Genomic DNA, 22,572 nt, shown 5'->3' on the forward strand with positions numbered 1-22,572 from the left:
TCAACTCAATTTACACATTTAAATCGCGATTTAAATGTCATCCAATCTTAAATTAAGCTTTACCAATCAAACCACGTGCTACGATTTCTTTCATAATCTCGTTGGTACCACCGTAAATACGTTGGATACGTGCATCTACAAAGAAACGAGAAATCGGATATTCAGTCATATAACCATAACCACCGAAGAGTTGAAGTAAGTTATCTGCAACTTTCATCTGCATATCAGTACTGAAGCTCTTCAATGCCGCAGCAGTTTCAACATCCAATTTACCTTGCATATACAATTCAACGTTTTGGTTGTAAAACGCTGCCGTTGCCAATTCATCAATCTTCGCTTGAGCCAACACGAAACGTGTATTTTGGAACTGCGCAATTGCTTGGCCAAAAGCTTGACGCTCTTTTACATAGGTCGTTGCTAAATCTATTGCTCCGCGAATGGCACCCAAAGCAGTTGATGCAATTGCAGTACGTTCGCGTGGTAACTCTTGCATCAAATAAGCAAAACCTGAACCTGCGTTACCAAGTAATTGGTCTTTAGGTACTTTTACATTATCAAAGAACAATTCTGAAGTATCTTGCGAATGTAAACCGATCTTGTCTAAATTTGTTCCCTTCTTAAATCCATCCAGATGGGTATCAACCAACAATAAAGATACGCCTTTAGCGCGTGCTTGTGGATCGGTTTTTACCGCAAGTACCACAACATCCGCATGTTGACCATTTGAGATAAAAGTTTTAGAGCCATTCAATAAATAATGATCATCTTGCAAAATGGCACTCGTACGCATTGCTTGTAAATCTGAACCAGCACCCGGTTCAGTCATCCCAATCGCGCCAACAGCTTCACCAGATACCATTTTAGGTAGCCAGTATTGCTTTTGCTCTTCTGTACCAATATGTTGAATATATGGTGCTGCAATTTCAGAGTGACATGAAATCGCGGTTGATAATGCGCAATAACCTGCACGTGCAGATTCTTCTACTAACATCAATGAATAATGTGTTGGTACACCATAACCACCATATTCTTCTGGCACATCTACACACAAGAAACCATTTTCACCTAATAAGTTCCAAACAGAACGAGGCATAAGCCCTTCTCGTTCCCATTGTTCATAATGAGGTGCAATATGTTCGCTCATAAAACGTTTAAAGTTATCGCGGAAGAGTTCCAAATCTGCATCGTAAGCTAACATCATTATTTCCTTTCGATTTCATTTTTCTTAAAAAATTACTTCGACGTCATGCTAATGATTTTTAGGCTAGATGTCATGTTCCGTTTGCATCAAATCACTAGACTCATTCGGTCAATTATTTTATTTGCAATCATGCAAATTGACGCACAGTTGATTAATGATTAAACAGCACAACTGAATTTTTCCGCTAAACATGCTGCTTTTATGTCATATTAATTTCACTGCTAGCGACGTCTTAAATCTGATCATGAACACAAAACGAAATATCTATAAAACTGCTGAACATCCCTTTGCACAATATGTCCGTATTTTAGGGAAAGGCAAAACAGGTTCTCGCTCACTTAGCTATGAAGAAGCTTATCAAGCATTTAGTATGATTTTGAAAGATGAAGTGCTTGATGTACAGCTTGGTGCCTTTTTAATGCTTTTACGTGTTAAAGAGGAATCCGTAGATGAACTTGCTGGTTTTGTTCAAGCAACCCGTGATCAATTGAACTTTGCCCCACTTGATGTCGATTTAGACTGGTCATCATATGCAGGTAAACGTAAACACTATCCTTGGTTTTTATTAGCAGCACTAACTTTGGCACATCATGGTTACAAGATCGTTATGCATGGTGCATCAGGTCATACGATTAACCGTGTTTATACTGAGCAAGTTCTTCAATACTTAGGCTATTCTATTTGCCAAAATGAACAAGATGTCAGCACTCAACTCAATCAACATAATTTTGCCTATCTGCCACTGGAAGTCATCTCACCAATTCTAAGTGAGCTTATTTCACTGAGAAACGTGATGGGCTTACGCTCTCCGATTCACACACTTGCGCGTTTAATTAATCCATTCAATGCAAAAGCAACTTTACAAGCTATTTTCCATCCTGCTTATCGCACTTCACACCAGCAAACCGCTTTTCGTTTAGGTTATCAAAATAGTGCAGTGATTAAGGGTGAAGGTGGGGAGTTTGAGCGTAATCCTGATGCCAAGACACTTATTTGTGGAATAAAAAATGGGGAGTTATATGAGCATGAATTACCTAAACTGACGCCTGATCGTAGCCCAATCGAAGAAGAACTTGATCTCGCAGTATTTAAGGCTGTTTGGCTCGGTGAGCAAACACATGAATATGGTGAAATGGCAATCATAGAGACTATGGGAATCGCACTTTATACAATGGGCGCTGTCAACAGCTACGATGAAGCCATGGTGAAAGCTAAAGTGCTTTGGGATAGTCGTTTAAATTAAGATAAGTGAAGCGATTTCTCAGTGAAATCGCTTCTTTGTTAATTGAATTTTATTCACGACAAAATGATTACTTCACATAAGGCCAAACATCAGGATTTTGATAATTTTCATCTATTTTATATCCCTTTTGTTTTGCTTCTTTTTCTTGTGTAAGTCTCACTAGTTTATTTTTCTCCACCATTTGTTGAAATGCGATTTTTAATTCTTTTGCAGTCATTTGATCAGAATTACTAATACTATTTCTTTCATCATAACGTATAGTCTGTATTGTGTAGCGCAACATATATTGTTCTTGTTTTTTCTCATTAATGGCAGTTTGATCAATACTAAATTTTAATAAAAGACCATTGCTATAAAGCTGATATGAAAATACCTTTGTAGGTATTTTATTGAAAACTTCCTGCCACTCCTTAAAACTTAGAATATATGCCGGATCAATCACTTCTTTTCGGTCTAAAATATATTTTAGATTATCCTCCTTTGCAATCCTTGCATCAAATCGATAAAAGTATTGCTGCCAGCCTGCCTCATTAATTTTTTTCATTAAGCTAGCATAAGCTACATAAGCCTGTTCTGATGTTACAAATTCTTCATGGGTCAGACCCGCATCAATATCGATAATCTGGATACCATCCCCTAGACTATCTGAAAGTTGTGAACCCATCACTGAAAATATATTCTCCAGCTCCAAACTATTGATACCATGCTCAATTCTAACTTTTCCTAAATGAGGTGGATTCCAATTTAGGGTCATAAAATTCATACCCGCTGGCTGACGATCAACTTCTCCATTCGTATATTTTAAGAAATCCTGTATACCTTCTGATCCTAAATGTAAGGTATAAATTTGTTCGTTATTTATATTGATATCTTTTTGAGTACCCACATTACAGGCGCTCAAAGTTAAGAATAGCAGAATAGCCACTAAACCCTTATGCAGGTGAAACATATCTATTACTTCACATAAGGCCAAACATCTGGGTCTTTATAGCTTTCATCTATTCTATAACCTTCTGTTTTCAACCTTTTCTCTTCATGCAATCGAGCTTGTTTATTTCTTTCAAGCATTTTCTTAAATGCTTCTTCTAACTCACTCGCATCCATTTTATAAGATCCTGTTATACTATTACGCTCATCATATCGAATTGTCTGAAAACTATATCTAAGCATATATTGTTCTTGAGCATGCTCATTTAAAGCGGTTTGCTTTAGACTTATATTTAAAATTATTCCATTTGAATACAAACGATAAGCTAAAGATTTAGTTGGAATGGTATTTATTACTTTTACCCATTCATCAAAAGTAAATATATAGCTTGGATCTATAACATCACGCCCTTTTAATAAATATTTGAGGTTATCTTCTTTAGCAACCCTTCCACTAAAACGATAAAAATATTGTTTCCAACCAGCCTTATTAATTCTCTGCATTAACTCGACATAAGCAGCATATGCTTGTTTTGGCTCTACAAATTCTTCTTGAGTTAGGCCAGCATTGACTACAATACTTTTAATTCCTTTTATATTCGGATCATTCGCCAATTGAGCACCCATAACCGAAAATACATGATCTAGTTCTAGGCTGTTGACACCATGCTCAATTCTAACTTTACCCAAATTTGGTGGATTCCAGTCCAACTCCATGAAATTCATACCTGCAGGTTGATGATCAACCTGTCCACCAGTATATTTCATAAAATCTTGTACACCTTGAGAACCCAAATGCAGGATATAAGTCTGTTGATGGTTCATATATTGACTCACTTTTGGTTGGCATGCACTTATTAATAATCCGAACAGAAAGATGCAAAGGAATTGTTTATATTTTGCCATCATTACTGTCTCTTCCTACATTAAACTCTGCTCTGCTTGTTCCCCACATTGCAATGACTGCTAGTTCTTTTTCTAAAAAAACTCGGCCTAATTCACTTTGCATTAAATCATGATATTTCTCAGCAGCTTTTTGAATCCATTTCATTCGACTATCGTAGTTTTCCACTTTTGTTCCCTCTAATGGCTCACTATACACAGTATCGGGCAATTGGGTTAACTCCGCTGCATGTCGTCCTGTGTATTGTCCATGACGGTTTGGCTTTACGGCATCTACATCATAGTCACTAGATAAAACTAACGTACTTTCTGGGGTGCCTGTAGTTCGTTGAATCATAGCTTGACCTTGAACTTTCCAATCTTTCCACACAATTTGCTGTAAAATATTATTCTGTTCTTGAACTGCAATAATTAGAAGGTGATCAAAAAGATCATTAGCTGCTTGTTTGAATTTATCCTGCCTTGTTCCACCTGTATTTTTAAATATATTCTCAATCATTGGTAAATATCTAAACCCCTGATTTATCTCAGGGGTACACTGTAAATTTTTAATAGTCGGTAAACAACTCGACCAAGGCAAATTCATAACTTGATTTTTAATATGTGTAAATTTAACAACATTTCGCTGAGTTTTACATTGATCAAATGAGGCCGATGAAGCACTCCAAGCATAATGCCAAGGTGCAATATCCATAAATAACCATAAGTTACCTTTTGCAAAAGAATGTACAGGGTCGCGAACGAAACCCAGAGGTACCCATTTGTACCCAAATCTTGTTAGACCATGCTTAAAAACAGCAGCGACTGTTTTTGAGGCAAAAGCGCCTAAGCCCATCCAGTAATAACGCCCTTTCAATAAACGATTGCCTGAAACTTCTGTCTCTAAATAAATCTTGGCATAAACAGAAGCGATTCGACGAGCCCGTGCTTCATAACCAGGTTCTAATTTATAAGTATTGGTGTTTCGATCTTGGAGATTAGATAATCTGATAATCGCTTGCTGTTGATAAACCTCCCAAAATGTAATGCAATCACACTGCACTGAGGTACAACTATTTTCACTTGTATTGGTATTACTCTGCCACTCTAAACTTCCAGTCACTTTTTACTCCTGATCTTCGCCAGAGTCGGGATCAACCTGTAAATTTATCCAGTTTAGATCTAACTTAAGCTCTTTTTCTTGCGGTGAATGAATACGTTTCGTCGTCCCCTTTTTATTTGTTTGAGCTATAAATGTCTCATCACCTGAAATGATTTTATAATCTATTTCCTTGAAAGGCTCACCTGAAGGTAATTTCAGTGAAAATTGTTCATCAAAAATCTCCAAAGCTGGTAATCCTTTCATATTTACGCCTAGTGCCTGACCAGATTTAAACAAATGCTGTCCGGCTTTCACCTCGAACTTTCCACCTGTTGTTGGAAAGATCCCTGAACCATTTAATTTGAGCTCAGAACTCTCTGCCTTTAATACAATTTCCTTCGGGCTATTAAAATAAACCGTATCTTCTGTTGAGATAATTTGTATTCCTGCTTTCGCCAATATATCTAAACCATCCCCTTGTGCCTGTATCTCAACCTTGCCTTTGCCTGCCACTTGTTTGATTCCATTTTGTGCGGCAAATAAGCTGATCTTTTGACTGGCTTGGGCAATCAGGTTCTTTTGCGTGGTCAGGTTAACACTATCCCCTGCACATTGGTTTAGTTGTCCATCCGCGGATAGATGGATGTCTTCTGAGGTGCTAAGTCCGATGCCATTTGGTGAGCTGAGTAATAGTAAGGCTTTGTTGAATTTGGCTATATCTTGCTGAATTTCTTCTGCAAAGCTTTTGAGCTGCTCTACCGACTCCAATTCATCCGTTTGTTGGTTCTTTGCCACTTCACTCAGGGCTTTGGCATTGTTTTGGTTGCCTTCCAGTTGTTGTTTGGCTGTTTGTGCTTCGAGATGTTCACCTTCGGCTTGCGCTTGTGCATGGGTGGTGATCAGTAAGCCTTCCCCTGCTCGGATCGCACCCCATTGGTCTGTGCGTAGTTCAAAGCCTTCACCTCGGTCTTCGCTTTCTGCTTGGGCTTTGGGATGGCTCAGCTTACCGAGATTGAGTTGGCTGGCTGCATGGCTGCTTTGTAGTTGTGCACTGATCTGTCCAGTAGTGTCATCAAAGCGCAGTTGGTTGTAGCCTGAACCTTGATATTCTTTGGATTTGATCCCTGCTAGTTTTTTGGTATCAGGTAATTTGCCTTGGTCATCGAATTTTGTTGGACTGCGTTGTGCTTCGTGGAGTCGTCCTGTGACAAAGGGACGGTCGATGTTGCCATCAAAGAAGTCGATGACGACGATTTCACCAATGCGGGGTAGGAAGCGTGCGCCATAGCCTTCGCCTGCCCACGGGGTTAGTACATCCACCCAAGCTGAATCGGTATCGTTGTTGTTGCTGCCTGCGCCACCATCGTGGCTATGGTCGTCATTGCGGGTAAATAGGAAGCGAACTTTGATTCGTCCCCATTCATCCACATGGATTTCTTCGCCTTCGGGTCCCACCACTCTTGCGCGTTGTGGGTGAGCAGTTGGACGGTGTTGCAGTGGATGGTATTCGGGTACGGTTTTGATGTTACGGCGTTGTAGGGTCAGTTGGTTGGCTTGGCGTTCTTCGCTCTTGTTTGTGTGCTTGTGGTCTTGCTGCCATTGGCTTTGATCGATCAAGCTTTGGATTTGTTGGTTTAAGTCTTTGGGTAGGTTGTTTTGGTTGTAGTAGCTTTTGGCGGTGATTAGAAATTCTTGGTCTGCACCACTGTGTTGGTCGATCTCTGGGTGTTCGTTGAGTTTAAACCAGTAGCCCACTTGGGTGTCTCGTACGGTAGTACTGGCGATAAATTGTTTGGCTTGGGCATCGTGGTAGTGGCTGAGGTGTTGGTTCAGTTTTTCGATTTGGGCGTTGCCTGAAGCGGTTGCACCATCTTCACCATTCAAGTCTTGCATCCATGCGGGAGTGAAGTGCCATGCATCTTCGAGTCCTAGACTAGCGTTGTCGTATTGTTGGCTATGTTGGTGTTTGCTTTGGACGCTACCTGCCCCATCTTCTTGTTCTAGGGCATCAGCTTGCCAGCGTTGGATATGGACTGCCGTTGGTTGTAACGAACGTTCTGCAATGAGGCTGGTCATGCTGTCGTATTGTTCGGTGGCACTGCTACGATGGTAGCGAATTGTTCTTCGTTCTAGGGCTTGGTATTGGCTGTTGTCATCGATCAAGCGGAGTTTTTGGGCTTGGATTGGACTGGTGCTGTTGGCAACGTTCAGTTGAGCTTCATCAATCAGCCAGTTAATGCCTTCGCTTCGGAGCAATCGGGTAATGAAGTCGTAGTCGCTTTCATTGGCTTGCATCACAAAGGGACGGATGTCGTAGTCTTGTTTGATCCCACCAAGGTCGAGTGTAAGACTCGATGCAAATAGTAGGCTGCGTTGTTGCCATTCTTTGAATAGGGTTTGTACGATGTCGAGTACAGTTTTATTCATAAACACGCGGCTGTTTCGGCGTTTATGCCACAGCGCGGTTGCATCTTGGAGTTTGAGTTTATACAGCGTAAGGCTACCGTCAGATTGTCCTTGTACGGCTTCTGTGATAATCCCTGTGGTTCTAAACAGTGTGCCTGTATCGGTGACTTGGTCTATCGCTGCCTGACAGCCGATGAATTGTTTTAATGGGATGTGGGCGTTAGTGGATAGGCAGATCAGTTCTGCAGTCATGCCCTGATTAATGGCATGCTGACCTTGAATTTTTTGGAGGAAGACTTGTTGATTTAAGCTCGGATTGGCAAATTGTATGTGTATCGCACGTTTTTGTGCGGTTAAGCCGAGTTGTTCTAATGCAGCAAAGATAGTCTTGAACATCGCTTCTTATTGAGTTTTTTTAAACGTGAGGGCATTTTACAGGAAAATTCAATTAGATGTTCAGACCGTCCCGTCTATTTGTGACAATTTTTGTCTTATTTTATTGCAATTTATTTAAACAGTCTCATTTCTGATCTATTCGTCATGATTAAATCAAACGATAAAAAAATGTCCCGAGAAAATCGAGACATTTTATATTTCTTAAGCATCATTACACAAAACGAATCGGCTTGAACTCAGGCTCATTTTTATGATGATCATCATCACATTCCTCACCTTCTTCTTTGCTACCACGATCAATATAACCGCTACGCTGTTCTTCTGGAAGATTTTCTATTTCCCATGCATAAACAGCTTGCATGCAAATTTGACGTTGCTCTTTAGTCAAGGCAACACCATTTGGCCATTTACCGATTTCAACGGCTGTTTTTAATCGCTCTACAATCTCAGGATTTAAAATAGCGAGCATTTGTTCAATATTCATGATTCATCCTGTTGAAAAGATTCGAAATCTTGATTCCAGCCTAGTTTAGTACGACATGCCATATAGAAGTCATAACCAGGTGGATGTAATAAGCTTAGTTTAAATGGATGTTTTCGAATATGTACAGTATCACCAACATTTAATGCAACACTATGTTGTCCGTCAGCACTGACCATTGGTAAAACACGATTTTCTCGAATCGTGATTTTAACTTCGCTATGGCCACCCACAACGATTGGACGTGATGATAGTGTATGTGGATGCATCGGAACTAAGGCAATTGCATCCATACTTGGGTGTAAAATAGGCCCACCACCTGACAATGCATATGCTGTTGAGCCTGTCGGTGTCGATACAATCAAACCATCACTGTGTTGGCGATACACATATTGCCCATCAATACTCAGTTCAAAATCAATCATATGAACCGACTTTCCTGAATGTAAGACCACATCATTTAAAGCAATCGCATCATAGATTGTTTCATTATTGGTACGAACTTCCATTTCCAACAAGAAACGACGATCCAATTGAAATCGACCTTGTAACACCTGATCAAGTTTAAAAATAGCTTCCGCAGGTTTAATATCAGTTAAAAAACCTAATCGACCACGGTTAATGCCAATTACAGGAGTATTGTATCGAACCAAGGCGCGAGCAGCATGTAATAGAGACCCATCACCGCCCACAACGACAACAAGATCAACAACTTCACCCAATAAGTTACGGCTTACGGTTTGTCCGTGGCTGTATGGAACCAATTGTGATGTTTCTTGATCAAAGACTGGATTTAGCCCTAAAGTAATTAAATGATCATGAATGAGACATAACGTTTCTACAACAGAATACTTATCTGGTCGCCCAATTAGACCAATATTTCGAAAGGATTTATGTGAAATTTGCACGAAAAATGTGGCTCCGTTGCGATTCTCGCCTATCATATCATTATTCGTTGATGATTGATTAAAAACTATAAAAATGTAGATTCTATGTTTTTAATGCAGTGATTCTCCACTTGTTTTGAAAGATTTTGTTGCATGTTGCTATTTATTCACAGTTTTGTGATTGCAAAATACGCATAAGCTACGCATCATTAGCCACATTGTTTTTGTTTTAACGCAAATCTATGAAGTGTGAACGTGGTATCGGTTTTATTGGCCTAATCTTTTTAATTTTAGTAATCGGTATATTTGTTGCCTTTAGTATCTATCTGATCCGTTTAGATAATATTATTCGCAATAAGTTTGAAGGTCAGCGCTGGGATATTCCTGCTAAAGTATTCGCTCGTCCATTGGAAGTCTATGCAAATGCACCAATTACCCAAGAAAACTTCATTCAAGAACTAAAATTACTGGGTTATAAAAACACGAGCAATTACGAAAAGTCAGGCAGTTATGTCACTCAAGGCAATAAACTTTATGTGCATACGCGTGGTTTTGACTATGGCGATAGTACTGAACCTGAACAAGTATTAGAAGTTGGTTTTTCTGATGGTCGTGTTGGAGATATTCGTTCAACTAAACCTTCAAATACCGGTATTGCTCGTTTAGAACCATTGCTCATCGGTGGGATTTACCCTCAACATAATGAAGATCGTGTACTGATTAAACTTGATCGTGTACCTAAAACGCTGATTGAAGCATTAATTTCAACAGAAGATCGTAATTTTTACCATCATTATGGTGTCTCACTACGTGGTACAGCTCGTGCTTTAGTCAGTAACGCTACAGGTGGTAAACGTCAAGGGGGATCTACCTTGACGCAACAGCTCGTCAAGAATTTTTACTTATCTCCTGAAAAAACACTTAAACGTAAAGTTAATGAAGCGCTCATGGCGTTGTTAATTGAATTTCATTACAGTAAAGATGAAATCCTAGAAACTTATTTAAATGAAGTGAATCTAGGTCAAAATGGTAATTATTCAATTAATGGTTACGGACTTGCATCACAATTTTACTTCGGCTTACCTCTACGTGAGCTCAATATTTCTCAGCAAGCATTTTTAGTCGGTTTAGTACAAGGCCCTTCTTTATATAATCCTTGGAGAAATCCTGAAGCAGCCAAAAAACGTCGTGATGTTGTTTTAAACAATATGATGGTTATGGGATATTTAACAGAAGCAGAGTATCAAGATGAGATTGCTCGTCCACTCAATGTTATTAGCAAACCAACCGTTGGACCTGCTAAATTCCCAGACTTCCTCGATATTGTTCGCCGTCAATTACGTACTGAATATCAAGAAAGTGACATAACGAATCAGGGTTTAAGAATTTTCACCACACTTGATCCAATTGCACAAACCAAAGTACAAACTGTATTTAAAAACTCAGTTGAACGTTTAGCTCAACGGAATCCTGCACGTCTTAAAAATTTACAAGGTGCTATTTTAGTTGCTCATCCTGAAAATGGTGAGTTAATTGCCGCAGTTGGTTCTACTCAAGATTTTACAGGCTTTAACCGTACAATTGACGCCAAGCGTCAGGTCGGCTCTTTATTAAAACCAGTGATCTTTTTAAACGCGATTGAATCTGGTCGCTATACATGGGCAAGCCCAGTTGAAGACACGGCTGTCAATATTCCAATTGATGGTGGTAAAAGCTGGTCACCAAAAAATTATAGTGGCAATGAAAATGGTATCGTGCCGATGCAACAAGCGCTGGCTAACTCCTATAACCTTTCAACTGTGCGTTTAGCAAATGAGTTTGGTCTTTCTTCATTTAGTAATAAGCTGAAACAGTTTGGCGTAAACTCAGATATTCCAGCCTATCCTTCTATTTATCTTGGTGCAGTAAATATGTCACCGATGGAAGTACTCAGTATCTATGGGAATTTCGCAACGGGTGGTTTTAAATATCCAACACGCTCGATTCGTTCAGTTGTAGATGCTCAGGGTCGCGTACTTGATCGATTTGGTTTAAATGTTCAACAAACGATTGATCCTGCAGCAGCCTATATCTTGAATTACGGCTTACAACAAGTCATGCGTACAGGTACTGGGCGATCTGCATACAATAGCCTACCAGAATCCTTAAATCTTGCTGGTAAATCTGGTACGACGAACGATACACGCGACTCATGGTTTGCGGGTTATTCTGGAAATCATGTTGCTGTGGTTTGGCTAGGGCTAGATGATAATAAAGTTACAGGATTAACGGGTTCTTCAGGTGCATTACCTGTTTGGACTAATGTCATGAGACAACTTCGTCAAGAGCCTGTCAATTTACGTCAAACGGATAATGTCCAATGGCAATGGATTGATCGCACTACAGGTGATCTTTCTGCACAAGGTTGTGAGGGTGCAATGTACATTCCCCTACTTCGTCAAACCGTACCACGTCGTGCAACCCTATGTGGTCAATCACACTACGAGGTTGAGCCAACCTATATCCCTCAGAATGATTATGATGATAATGACGACAGTATCGGAAATTACATCCGTGAAACCGAAAACCAAATGGATACAGATTTATCCAGTCAAACTTCTACACGCATTATTTCTAGCGGTAGTTACAGCGGCAATAACTAAGTTATAGGATGATTGGAAATGATTAAAAAATCGATATTCTTAACAGGTGTGATTATACTTGCTGGCTGTACTATAACCCCTGAGCATTCAACACCTCAGACGCCACCTAAAGCAACTGATAGTTCCAAAAAAGGTACTCCACCTTCTTCAGGTGTCAAAATCACCCCCTATGAGCAGAAAGAGATTAAACGGCAAACTGTTCCAGTCATTGTGCCCGAACAAAGAGTTCAGCAAAAATTCAGTAATGATGGAACACAATTACCTGCATTTAAAACTTTAATGCAAAAAACCCAAGCGGCCTATAAGCAAAAACAGTTTGCCGATGCTGAACGTTTTGCACTTCAAGCACAACGTATTGCGCCTCAGGCTTCTGAAACATACTTATATTTGGCATTGATTGCTGATCAACGCAAGCAATACGCTAATGCTGAAGCGCTCGCTAGACGTGGTTTAAGTTATGCACAAAGCAATGCAATGAAAAAGCAGCTTTGGACCATTGTGCTTCGCGCTAGTGAAGCACGAAACCACAATGTAAAAGCTGATGAGGCAAGAAGAATGCTTCGCTCTCTGTAGACTTATTCTACCGTGTCAAACTGACGAATCCCTGCAAGCCCATAAGCATGATGTTTTTGGGCTTGTTCCATCTCTTTAGGTGCAACACCACCTAAAGCAAACACAGGAATATCGCTTTTCTCTGCTAATTCAGCAAAACCATCCCACCCTAATGCTTTTGCTTCTGGATGAGTCTCAGTTTGATGTACTGGACTTAGAAACACAGCGTCACAACCTATATGATGAGCATGTTTTAAAGAGACAGCATCATGACAAGCAGCGATAAAACGTTTGCCAACAATTAATTCACCACGTTTTAAGTCCATAAGCTGTGACTGTTTTAGATGAATCGTCTGAATTTTTGCTTGTAACTCAGAACTAAACTGCTGCCAAAGACTAATATTGATAATTAATTTATTTAATTGCAGATCAGTTAATTGCAATAATTGTTGTTGGACTTCTGCAATGGTTTGATCTTTATTACGCCAATAAAATTGTGCATCACGATCTGGCAATGTAGGCAAAAGATCACTAATCTTAATTAGGTGTGACCATACCAATCGCTCGATAATCGTTTTATTCGCTTTCGGAAAATTTAAACTTTGCAATTGATCTCGACTATACCATGTCCATGGCTGATGAATTAAATCCAACAACTCTTCTGGAACATAAGCATGAAATAAATGCAAACGTACAATCAAATCATCATATTCATGTTGAATAACATCAAATTTATGCCAATCTTTTAAACCGATTCCGACTTCCTCGTACACCTCTCTCCTACACGCTTGTTCAGGTGTTTCATTCTGTTCGACTTTACCACCTGGAAATTCATGCTTATTCCCCTGATGCTGATCAGCCTGCCTCCATCCAACAAGCACTTTTGATTTATGCAATAGAATTGCAATCGCAACTTCAACAATCGCTTTAGTCATAAAAGTTTAATATCTCTAAGATTTATAAAAAGTATAAGGAACCAGACAAATCAATTACATATCCTAAATAAAAAAATAATAAATGATTTTGTAAATTAGCAAAAATTTCGTTGACAGGCGTATTCGATAATGATTATCATTTAAATCATTAAAAAACACACCACGGAGCACAACAAATGAACGCACCATTTAACTTATTCACTCGTAGCACAGACTCAGCTCAATCGTTACCAATGCTGCATTCAAATAACCTTTTTGCTTTAGGACGTGAAATTCGTATCATGCATGCTGGGGAAGAATATCGTTTGCGTTTGACTCGCAATAACCGCCTGATTTTAACTAAGTAATATAATAAAAAACGGATAATAATAAACGTGGGAATAGCAGTATGTCAGCGCGTACTGCTTTTTTTATTTCCTAATTTTTAATTCAATGGAACTACCCTTAAAACCTCTTCCAAAGTTGTTGTGCCTTCAATCACCTTCCGAGCACCCGCAATTCGTAAAGGTTCTACACCTTCTTTTTTTGCTTGAACTCGGAGATCATTGAGTGTGCCATGTGCACTAATCATAGATTTCAATTCTAAGCTCACAGGCATAAACTCATAAATGCCAATACGCCCTTTATAACCTGTATAACGACAAGCTTCACACCCTACAGCCTTATACATCGTCGTTGGCATATCCATCATGTAATCAAAAGTTAAATGTTCCCACTCTTGTTCATTCATTGGGGTTTCTTGTTTGCAATTAGGACACAATCGACGTACTAAACGCTGGGCTAATACACCTAAAATAGTGGCGGAAGTCAAAAAAGGCTGTACACCAAGATCATGCAAACGAGTCAAACTCGACGGCGCATCATTGGTATGAAGCGTTGATAATACTAGATGTCCTGTCAATGCTGCCTGAATCGCCATATTAGCTGTATCATGATCACGAATCTCTCCCACCATAATAATATCAGGATCTTGGCGCATTAAAGCACGAACCCCATCAGCAAAACCTAGCTCAATGTTTGGATTGACCTGCATTTGATTAAAACTGGGTTCAAGCATTTCAATCGGATCTTCAATGGTACAAACATTGACTTGTTCAGTCGCCAATTGTTTCAATGATGAATATAGTGTTGTGGTTTTACCAGAACCAGTAGGTCCCGTCACCAAAATAATTCCGTGACTATGTTGCGTGAGCTGTTTCCAACTTTGTAATAGTTGCCCTTCAAAGCCAAGCTGTTGAAAACTCCGTACTAACACTTCTGGATCAAAAATACGCATGACCAACTTTTCACCAAAAGCAGTCGGCAAAGTAGAAAGACGCAATTCTGTCTCTTGTCCCTTCGGTGTTCGCGTTTTTAAACGACCATCTTGTGGCTTGCGTTTCTCAGCAACATTCATCCGACCCAAAATTTTGATACGAGAAATAACCGCTGTTAGTGTATTTGCAGGCATATTATAAATTGTATGCAATACCCCATCGATGCGGAAACGTACTTTACCTGTATCCTTACGTGGTTCTAGGTGAATATCACTAGCTCCTTGCTCAAATGCAAATTGAAATACCCAATCCACCAACTTAACAATATGTTGATCATTCGCATCTGGATTTTGTGTATCGCCTAACTGTAAAAGCGCCTCTACCCCTTTATTATTACGCTCAGATGTATTGGTATTCTGTGATGAATTGACAGCCCGACTAACTTGATAATATTCATGCAAATAACGTTGTAATTGTTCAGGATTCAAAAAAACTTTGTCTATTTTTCTCGGTGCTAAACTCCGCTCTAAATTATTCTGCCATTCTGTTGAGAATGGTTGATCCGTTCCGATAGAAATACGATCAGCATGCACTTCGACTGCTAGAATATGATTTCTAACCGCAAACTCTTGAGACATAACACTGGTCAACGCCGTTACATCTGCCTTTAATGGATCAATTACAAACAAGGGAATCTCAGCTTTTTCAGCTAGCCACTGACTTAAACGGCTTAAATTTAATGTGGCCGTAGGATTTAGCTGATCTTTTAATTTAAAATTTGCAATCCATTGTAATGGATGCCATTTCAATTGTTCTTTTTGTCGATGTGTGGTCTGGATAAGTAGTTTGTCACGCTCAGTAATGAGTCCATCTTTTTGTAATTGCTCTAAACACCATGTCACATCCACTGTAAAAGAAAAGTTTGAAAATTTTGCTTGCGCTTGCATCACCGTTATTTCCCCAAATTTATAACCCATTTATATTTTTAAATTTGCTTGTTCTACATTTACAATTAAGATTTTCCATTCATCAACTGTAAATTGAATATTCAATTCTGCAAAACACATTCCATATACTCGCGATGCATCATCTTGATATGCAGGACGAGGATCTAAAGATAACACTTGTTCGAGTTCGTCTAATACTCTTTTATTTAAAATACCTTGCCTGAATAACTGAAGCTGTTGCAATTGAGCAGTTTCCGTCCATTGTATCAACTTACGTACAGGTTGTTCCTGAGCATAACCACTCACGGAGTCGCTGATTGCGTCTGAATACTGAATATAAGGCTTAATATCTAAAATCGGTGTACCATTTAATAGATCTGCTCCAGTGACGTATAAACGAACAGTTTTGCCATGTTTTTCCACACGAAGAAAACGTACTACGGATAAGCCTATTGGAGATGGACGATACATGCTTCTTGTTGCGAAAACTCCTATTTTTTTATTCCCTCCCAAACGTGGTGGACGTACTTGTGCACGAAACTTTGACTTTCTATCCAAACTATTATCAATCTTTTTATTATCATGGAATTGCCACACCAACCACAAATGACTGAAATGCTCTAAGCCTTCGAAAGCCAACAAATCGTTATATGGCTCTACCATCTCTATAAAGCACTCGACTTCTACTAGATTTGGCTGTCGTGGAATACCAAATTTTTCACGATAAGGTGAATGCATATAACCAATTATTGGCATCGTTACAGCGTCAATCATCACTTTTTCTTATAAACACAATTAAATATATTCAGTTTATCGAGAATGATTTTAGATTAGAATAGCAATCTGTTTCTTTTATATGTGATCGAGACCTTTAATGGCTGCTTTTAACGTTGAACGCATTACTCATGTTCACCACTGGAATGACACACTTTTCAGTTTTAAAACCACACGCGATACAAGCTTACGTTTTAAAAATGGCCAGTTTGTGATGATCGGACTTGAAGTGAATGGCAAGCCTTTAATGCGTGCTTATTCGATTGCAAGTGCGAACTATGAAGAAGAACTCGAATTCTTCTCAATTAAAGTACAAGATGGCCCTTTAACATCTATTTTACAAAAAGTTCAAGTTGGTGATGAAATTCTGATTTCAAAAAAACCTACTGGTACTTTAGTACATGATGATTTATTGCCAGGTAAAAATTTATATCTTTTATCTTCTGGTACAGGCCTTGCTCCTTTCCTTGCACTTATTCGAGATCCAGAAACCTACGAGAAGTTTGAAAAAGTGATATTAGTACACGGTACACGTTATATCTCTGAACTTGCTTATCAAGACCTGATTTTGAATGACCTACCAAATCATGAGTTTTTCGAAGAACTCGGAATTAAAGACAAGTTAGTCTATTACCCTACCGTTACTCGTGAACCATTCCATACACAAGGTCGTGTAACAACAGCAATTGAAACAGGTGAATTATTTGAAAAAATTGGTTTACCTCGCTTCAACCGTGAAACTGATCGTGCAATGCTTTGTGGTAGCCCTGCATTCCTCAAAGATGTTGCTGCTCTTCTAGATCAACATGGTCTCGTTGAATCTCCACGTATGGGGGTGATGGGTGATTATGTTATTGAGCGTGCTTTCGTTGAGAAATAATATTTAAACGCCTACACAATATAAAAAACCGAGTGAATTAAACCACTCGGTTTTTTTATTAAATCCAGCTTATTCAATATGTCATGCCAAAATCAAGCTGCTTCTAAATATATCAAACGTTCAATATAATACCAGCACTTCTCTATTTCATCATGATCTTCATTCACCTTTGCATAGGCAATCATACCATCTAATATATTGATATACATTGCAGTTAAGACATGCGGTTGGAATACTTTTGCCTTTTCAAATAAATCCTCAACTAACGCCATCAGCCATGTTCTATATTCAGCTATCGGACGAATAATAGAGGGATATTGCTGTAATATTTCTAAGGATGCTTTTTGAAACATACAACCATGAAAATCATCTGAATTAAACCAAGATAAATGCCAGAAATAAACAGCTTTAATCTTACCTATATAGTCATCTTCTGCCAGTTGACTGAGTTCTTGTTCAATTGCCTCTTGGATACTCTTATTCCTTCTAGATAAACATTCTTCAATCAAATTTTCTTTAGATGGAAAGTACTTATAGAAAGTCATCTTTGCAACACCTGACTCACTAATAATTCGATCCACCCCAATTGAACTATAATTATGACGATTGAAGAGGTTTAGAGCCGTTGCAATAATATCTTCTTTTTTTGACATTTTATTATCCTTTTCAAATTATAATATAAACTTAATATATTATTTAGGCATAGTTTATAGGCTGATAAACTTTGGCGACTATGCATTTGTTCATATTATTCCATGAACACAGTAGAAAATATAGTATTTCTACTCAAGTCCACCATTATACGTTAAGCAAAAAGGTAAAAACACACAAGATGATTTGTAAATATTTTTTTCTATTAGAAAATATTTTCAAACATTACTGTGAAGTAATTCACCTTTTATTTATTTTATGATTATTTATTAATCTATATGGTTATTTTTTAGCATATTTAATAAATTGATTTCACTCCTAAATCACCTTATATTTATTTTATCCAATAAAAAGATCTTTGGTTGGACCAATAGTTATATTCACAAACAACCAAAAAAAATCGAACTATATCATTGGAAAAGCAATAATATTTATTAATTCATTGAGTAAAAACTATGCCAAAAATATTTGAGAACTTTGACAATCCGAGGCAGAAAGCTATAGACGGTATGAGGAATAGTGTTTCTGCAGAAGTATGGAACAAGAATTTGGACTTTCTTAACAATTTAAGAGCAGAAATTTCAAAGCATCCTGTTTCAAAACACCCTGCTATTCAACTTCTGAACGATGGTTTAATTGATAAAGAAACGTTAAAACATATTCACTTAGAATATCGACATGCGATCGTACAAGTTTTCACTGATGCACTACTGATGGCTCAGTTCCAAACAAAACAACTAGAGCCAAGGCTTTTCGCTGGTTCTAAAATGTATCCTCGTTTTTTATTAAATCTTAACATTCTAGATGAATTCGGTTTTCGTCCTGCTTTAGATAAGAATCAATATTACTCAGGTAATCCTGAATACGCACATTATCCCTTATTTGAAGATGTGCTTGATGATTTTGAACTCACACAATCAGAACGTAACAACTATCAACCTTCGATTATTGCGCAGAAAGTTCGTACTTTTTTAGAAAATACTTTTGATCATTATCAGGCCGTAACAGCTTTACTGGCAGTTGCCGAAGAAGAAGTTATTCTCTTTAGTCCTGCACTGCGTCAAGCAACCAAGGCTGTAGGTTTTAATGTAGATAGTGGTTATTACTATGTCCATGGCGTCTCACATGATGCATCCGCCGAAGCAGCTGATGATGACCATGAAGATGATTTATGGTTTGTCTTGGCTCAGGCTTGCGTCGAGTCTGACTATGACCTAATCCATGATCTTTGCTTAGAGTATTGTGACCTTTGGCAAAGATTTTGGGATGAACAAATTTCTAGCTACCAATACGAAGCAAATCGAAAACTTGCTTAATGTGGATAAAAGGTCATTTCTACATGCATTGTGAATATGACCTTTAAACCCCCTATGTTAGGCTAAAAAACGAGTGATCGATGTACGGCAACACCTGCCATCGTCCCATCACCTACAGCCAAAGATATAGACCCACCTAATCGAGCTACATCTCCACAAGCAAATACACCTGATATCGAAGTTTCTTTTAAAGCATTGGTCTTTATTATTTCTCCCATCGGGTTGTGCTCTAACTCACATGAGAGCTTATGTATCCAATCTTGAGAAATTACACATCGCGTTGTGACAAATATCCCCTCAAAAGTAATATGATTTTGATCAGACAGCACAACTGTGCTGTGTTCAATAATTTCTGCAACAGGTCTTTTTTCAATCACGACACCTCGTTCAATCAACTGTAATTCTGTTTCAGCAGCTAAAGGTTGACCATTCAAAAAGTAGGTCACGCTCCCCCATTCGGGTAATAACATTGCCATATGGGCTGAATGCTCAGAACTTGCAATTAACCCAATTTTTCCTTGATTTAACTCATAACCATGGCAGTAAGGGCAATGAAAAATACTTTTGCCCCACCGTTCTTTAAGCCCCGTGATCTCAGGCAGTTGATCTTGTACGCCAGTTGCAATGATGATTCTTTTCGCACTTACCGCCTGTGTACCATCAATACAAATATGAAAAAGATCATCTTTTTTTTCTAACCGCTTTACCTGCCCATCAATCCAGTCCACTGTTGGGTATTGAAGTAATTGCTGCTTGGCGATCTGTGCGATTTCGCTCGCAAGTGTGCCGTCTTGTGTTAGAAAACCATGTGAGTGATCTGCAAAGCGATTTCTACGTTGTCCTGCATCTATTATTACGACTTTTCTTCTTGCACGACCCAATGGTAAGCCTGCTGCCAAACCGGCATAACTACCGCCAATAATTGCCACATCGTAATTCATTTCAAACACCATTAAGTAACTTTTAAAGTTACAATAATGCCTTTTATTTATATTTGCAACTTTTAATGTTACATTAGTGTCTCAATTCTAAATTAGCCTTATATTCCTATGCGTACCGATAGCAAACTTTCTCGAATGCTCCATGTCTTACTTCATATGGCACGAGAAAATAAGATTTTTACTTCGGAAGAAATTGCGCATATGCTTTCAACCAATGCTGTAGTCGTCAGACGTACAATGGCAGGATTAAAAAATGCAGGTTTTATACAATCGGTAAAGGGACCCAAAGGAGGTTGGCATCTTATAGCTGACTTAGAAAAAACAACATTATTAGATATTTATAATGCAGTAGGTGAACCAACCATTTTCGCGATCGGTAATGAACGAGAAAATCCAGAATGTGGTGTTGAACGTGTTGTAAATGCGGCCTTAGAAGATGCGATGCAACAAGCACAAGATATTCTTTTAGCAAAATTAAAAGCAACGACACTTGCTGACCTTGCATACGCATTTGATCAACTCTATCAAGCCAAAATGCATAATTATCATGCATAAAATCTTAATGACAGCAGAGACAAAGTAGATCAAAGAATCTGCTTGTTTTACCATCATGTAAATTATTGGTAGGTAGCTTCACAAATTACGATACAATTCAACTTTATTGCTTTTTCTTCTCAATATGTTTTCTCAGCTTGATGTTAATTTATTGGTACTCATCATCTTACTTGCTTGTGGCATTTTTAGTCACAATACGGCGGTTACGATAGCTGCTGCTGTATTGATTGTGGTGAAACTCACACCTTTAGACCAATTTTTCCCTTATATCCAGCAACATGGCTTAAATATTGGAATTATTATTCTAACCATTGGTGTCCTCGCACCGATTGCGAGTGGCAAGATCAGTGGCGATAATATTTTAAAGTCTTTCATCAGCGTGAAGTCTTTAATCGCCATTGCCATAGGATTATTGGTTGCATGGCTGGGCGGTCGTGGCATGAAACTTATGACCAGTCAACCCGATGTCATTGCAGGCCTATTGATTGGTACAGTTGCAGGGGTTGCATTACTCCGTGGTGTACCTGTAGGTCCTTTGATCGCAGCAGGTATCCTTTCACTTTTGATTGGAAAATCCTAGTCAACGATTCAACCATAAGTAAGGACACTGAGAAAAGTGAAAAATCACTTAGAAACAACCCTGCTCCTAAGTGATTTTCTGGGTACCACCATATATTAGCGTTCGTAATATACCGTACGTTTTTTTGAAAATTTTTCTAATTGCTTTAAAAAGCCCTCAAAATAATTTTTCTCTTTTTCTTCAGTTCGATAGCCTGCATACAGTGTACGTCTTAGGCCCTGCGGTGAAACACAATCCAAGCGGCGACTGACAACCCAACCCTTTTGTTCATATTCATTCACGACCCAATCAGGCAAAGCCGCTACGCCCCGCCCACTGGCAACCAACTGAATAAGCATTTGGGTTAAATCTGTTGTCCGTATATGTTTAGGCTGGATATTCTCAGGAATAAACAAGTGCGCCATGATATCCAAACGATGTTTATCAACTGGATAAGTAATCAAGGTCTGTTCAGCTAAGTCCTGCACTGTAACTTGTTCGGCTCGCACAAGTGGATGTGTATTGGATAAAACTAAACGCGATTCATATTCAAAAATTGGGAAATATTCGATCCCTTTTAAAGCGATAGGATCAGCTGTAATCAATAAATCAAATTCAGCATTTTGCAACAACTCATGTGGATTGGATTCAAAACCTGCTGCAAAGTCCAAATCCACATCTGGGTATTGGTGACGATATTGATTTAATAATGGCATCAACCAATCAAAACAGCTATGGCATTCGGAAGAAAAAATAATACGTCCTGTCTGCCCATGCACAATCCGAGTAATGTCCGTTTGGGCTATCTGTACTTGCGGCAAGATATCATCTGCAAGCTTGAGTAGGCGTTGTCCGACATTGGAAAAAGTCACGGGACGACTGCGACGATTTACCACCTCTACCCCATACCAATGATCCAATTCTTTAAGTTGATGAGAAATCGCGGATGGCGTTAAACATAAATCCGCTGCAGCAGCAACCAATGAACCATGCTCTCGTAAAGCAATCAGTGTTTTTAAATGACGAAGCTCTAACACGA

21 protein-coding genes are annotated in these 22,572 nt (G+C 38.7%); 8 read left to right on the plus strand and 13 right to left on the minus strand.

What is annotated here, in order from left to right; genetic code table 11:
- Positions 1-52 precede the first annotated feature (52 nt).
- Positions 53-1,198 (minus strand): acyl-CoA dehydrogenase family protein, encoded by a 1,146-nt coding sequence (locus F2A31_RS09015; RefSeq protein WP_150027744.1) that lies wholly within the window; start codon positions 1,196-1,198, stop codon positions 53-55.
- A gap of 247 nt (positions 1,199-1,445) precedes the next feature.
- On the opposite strand from F2A31_RS09015, the gene F2A31_RS09020 reads away from it, so the two are divergent.
- Complete coding sequence (locus F2A31_RS09020; protein ID WP_109440342.1) at positions 1,446-2,444, plus strand: glycosyl transferase family protein; 999 nt, start codon at positions 1,446-1,448, stop codon at positions 2,442-2,444.
- A 67-nt stretch (positions 2,445-2,511) separates the two neighbouring features.
- Here F2A31_RS09020 and F2A31_RS09025 read toward each other — a convergent pair whose 3' ends face one another.
- The 6 genes from F2A31_RS09025 to F2A31_RS09050 all read right to left on the minus strand — a co-directional run bounded on the left by F2A31_RS09025 (position 2,512) and on the right by F2A31_RS09050 (position 9,546).
- The gene (locus F2A31_RS09025) at positions 2,512-3,393 is read right to left on the minus strand and encodes a hypothetical protein (RefSeq protein ID WP_150026110.1); all 882 of its coding nucleotides are present in this window, start codon (positions 3,391-3,393) and stop codon (positions 2,512-2,514) included.
- Positions 3,394-3,398: 5 nt separating this feature from the next.
- Positions 3,399-4,280 (minus strand): hypothetical protein, encoded by an 882-nt coding sequence (locus F2A31_RS09030; RefSeq protein WP_150026111.1) that lies wholly within the window; start codon positions 4,278-4,280, stop codon positions 3,399-3,401.
- Positions 4,264-5,376 (minus strand): DUF2515 family protein, encoded by a 1,113-nt coding sequence (locus tag F2A31_RS09035; protein WP_171490579.1) that lies wholly within the window; start codon positions 5,374-5,376, stop codon positions 4,264-4,266. The genes F2A31_RS09030 and F2A31_RS09035 overlap by 17 nt, the downstream gene beginning before the upstream one ends.
- A gap of 3 nt (positions 5,377-5,379) precedes the next feature.
- Positions 5,380-8,157, minus strand: coding sequence for a type VI secretion system Vgr family protein (locus tag F2A31_RS09040; protein ID WP_150026112.1), 2,778 nt, complete (start codon positions 8,155-8,157; stop codon positions 5,380-5,382).
- 211 nt (positions 8,158-8,368) lie between these two features.
- The gene (locus F2A31_RS09045; protein ID WP_125503238.1) at positions 8,369-8,641 is read right to left on the minus strand and encodes a YeaC family protein; all 273 of its coding nucleotides are present in this window, start codon (positions 8,639-8,641) and stop codon (positions 8,369-8,371) included.
- A complete protein-coding gene (locus F2A31_RS09050) occupies positions 8,638-9,546 on the minus strand; it encodes an NAD(+) kinase (protein ID WP_171490580.1) in 909 nt (302 codons plus the stop codon). The genes F2A31_RS09045 and F2A31_RS09050 overlap by 4 nt, the downstream gene beginning before the upstream one ends.
- 221 nt (positions 9,547-9,767) lie before the next feature.
- Here F2A31_RS09050 and mrcB point away from each other — a divergent pair, with 221 nt between their 5' ends.
- Positions 9,768-12,167 carry a penicillin-binding protein 1B gene (mrcB, locus tag F2A31_RS09055; RefSeq protein WP_150026114.1) on the plus strand — a complete coding sequence of 800 codons (2,400 nt, stop codon included), beginning with the start codon at positions 9,768-9,770 and terminating at the stop codon, positions 12,165-12,167.
- 18 nt (positions 12,168-12,185) lie between these two features.
- On the plus strand, positions 12,186-12,740 hold the full coding sequence (locus tag F2A31_RS09060; protein WP_150026115.1) for a tetratricopeptide repeat protein: 555 nt from the start codon (positions 12,186-12,188) through the stop codon (positions 12,738-12,740).
- Between the two features lie 2 nt (positions 12,741-12,742).
- Here F2A31_RS09060 and F2A31_RS09065 read toward each other — a convergent pair whose 3' ends face one another.
- Positions 12,743-13,654: a thiamine phosphate synthase gene (locus tag F2A31_RS09065; RefSeq protein WP_150026116.1), complete on the minus strand. Its 912-nt coding sequence runs from the start codon at positions 13,652-13,654 to the stop codon at positions 12,743-12,745.
- A 176-nt stretch (positions 13,655-13,830) separates the two neighbouring features.
- Between F2A31_RS09065 and hemP the strand changes: the two genes are divergently transcribed.
- Entirely contained in the window at positions 13,831-14,001 is a 171-nt protein-coding gene (hemP, locus tag F2A31_RS09070) for a hemin uptake protein HemP (protein WP_004638676.1), read from the plus strand.
- 77 nt (positions 14,002-14,078) lie between these two features.
- Here the strand turns inward: hemP and F2A31_RS09075 are convergent, their stop codons facing one another.
- Positions 14,079-15,857 (minus strand): GspE/PulE family protein, encoded by a 1,779-nt coding sequence (locus F2A31_RS09075; RefSeq protein ID WP_150027748.1) that lies wholly within the window; start codon positions 15,855-15,857, stop codon positions 14,079-14,081.
- A gap of 30 nt (positions 15,858-15,887) precedes the next feature.
- Positions 15,888-16,631: a tRNA (N6-threonylcarbamoyladenosine(37)-N6)-methyltransferase TrmO gene (gene tsaA / locus F2A31_RS09080; RefSeq protein WP_150026117.1), complete on the minus strand. Its 744-nt coding sequence runs from the start codon at positions 16,629-16,631 to the stop codon at positions 15,888-15,890.
- A 100-nt stretch (positions 16,632-16,731) separates the two neighbouring features.
- Here tsaA and F2A31_RS09085 point away from each other — a divergent pair, with 100 nt between their 5' ends.
- The gene (locus F2A31_RS09085; protein WP_150026118.1) at positions 16,732-17,511 is read left to right on the plus strand and encodes a ferredoxin--NADP reductase; all 780 of its coding nucleotides are present in this window, start codon (positions 16,732-16,734) and stop codon (positions 17,509-17,511) included.
- 92 nt (positions 17,512-17,603) lie between these two features.
- On the opposite strand, the gene F2A31_RS09090 is transcribed toward F2A31_RS09085, so the two are convergent.
- Positions 17,604-18,164 carry a TetR/AcrR family transcriptional regulator gene (locus F2A31_RS09090; protein ID WP_150026119.1) on the minus strand — a complete coding sequence of 187 codons (561 nt, stop codon included), beginning with the start codon at positions 18,162-18,164 and terminating at the stop codon, positions 17,604-17,606.
- Between the two features lie 453 nt (positions 18,165-18,617).
- Here F2A31_RS09090 and F2A31_RS09095 point away from each other — a divergent pair, with 453 nt between their 5' ends.
- A complete protein-coding gene (locus tag F2A31_RS09095; protein ID WP_150026120.1) occupies positions 18,618-19,478 on the plus strand; it encodes a hypothetical protein in 861 nt (286 codons plus the stop codon).
- Between the two features lie 62 nt (positions 19,479-19,540).
- Here F2A31_RS09095 and F2A31_RS09100 read toward each other — a convergent pair whose 3' ends face one another.
- Complete coding sequence (locus F2A31_RS09100; protein WP_150026121.1) at positions 19,541-20,419, minus strand: NAD(P)/FAD-dependent oxidoreductase; 879 nt, start codon at positions 20,417-20,419, stop codon at positions 19,541-19,543.
- A 108-nt stretch (positions 20,420-20,527) separates the two neighbouring features.
- Between F2A31_RS09100 and F2A31_RS09105 the strand changes: the two genes are divergently transcribed.
- Together F2A31_RS09105 and F2A31_RS09110 are read left to right on the plus strand one after the other, a co-directional pair.
- Complete coding sequence (locus F2A31_RS09105) at positions 20,528-20,974, plus strand: Rrf2 family transcriptional regulator (RefSeq protein ID WP_150026122.1); 447 nt, start codon at positions 20,528-20,530, stop codon at positions 20,972-20,974.
- 124 nt (positions 20,975-21,098) lie between these two features.
- The gene (locus F2A31_RS09110) at positions 21,099-21,554 is read left to right on the plus strand and encodes a DUF441 domain-containing protein (RefSeq protein WP_075315724.1); all 456 of its coding nucleotides are present in this window, start codon (positions 21,099-21,101) and stop codon (positions 21,552-21,554) included.
- Between the two features lie 95 nt (positions 21,555-21,649).
- On the opposite strand, the gene F2A31_RS09115 is transcribed toward F2A31_RS09110, so the two are convergent.
- Complete coding sequence (locus F2A31_RS09115) at positions 21,650-22,570, minus strand: LysR family transcriptional regulator (protein ID WP_004638659.1); 921 nt, start codon at positions 22,568-22,570, stop codon at positions 21,650-21,652.
- Positions 22,571-22,572: the final 2 nt, after the last annotated feature.

The organism is Acinetobacter suaedae, assembly GCF_008630915.1.
Taxonomy (GTDB): Bacteria; Pseudomonadota; Gammaproteobacteria; order Pseudomonadales; family Moraxellaceae; genus Acinetobacter; species Acinetobacter suaedae.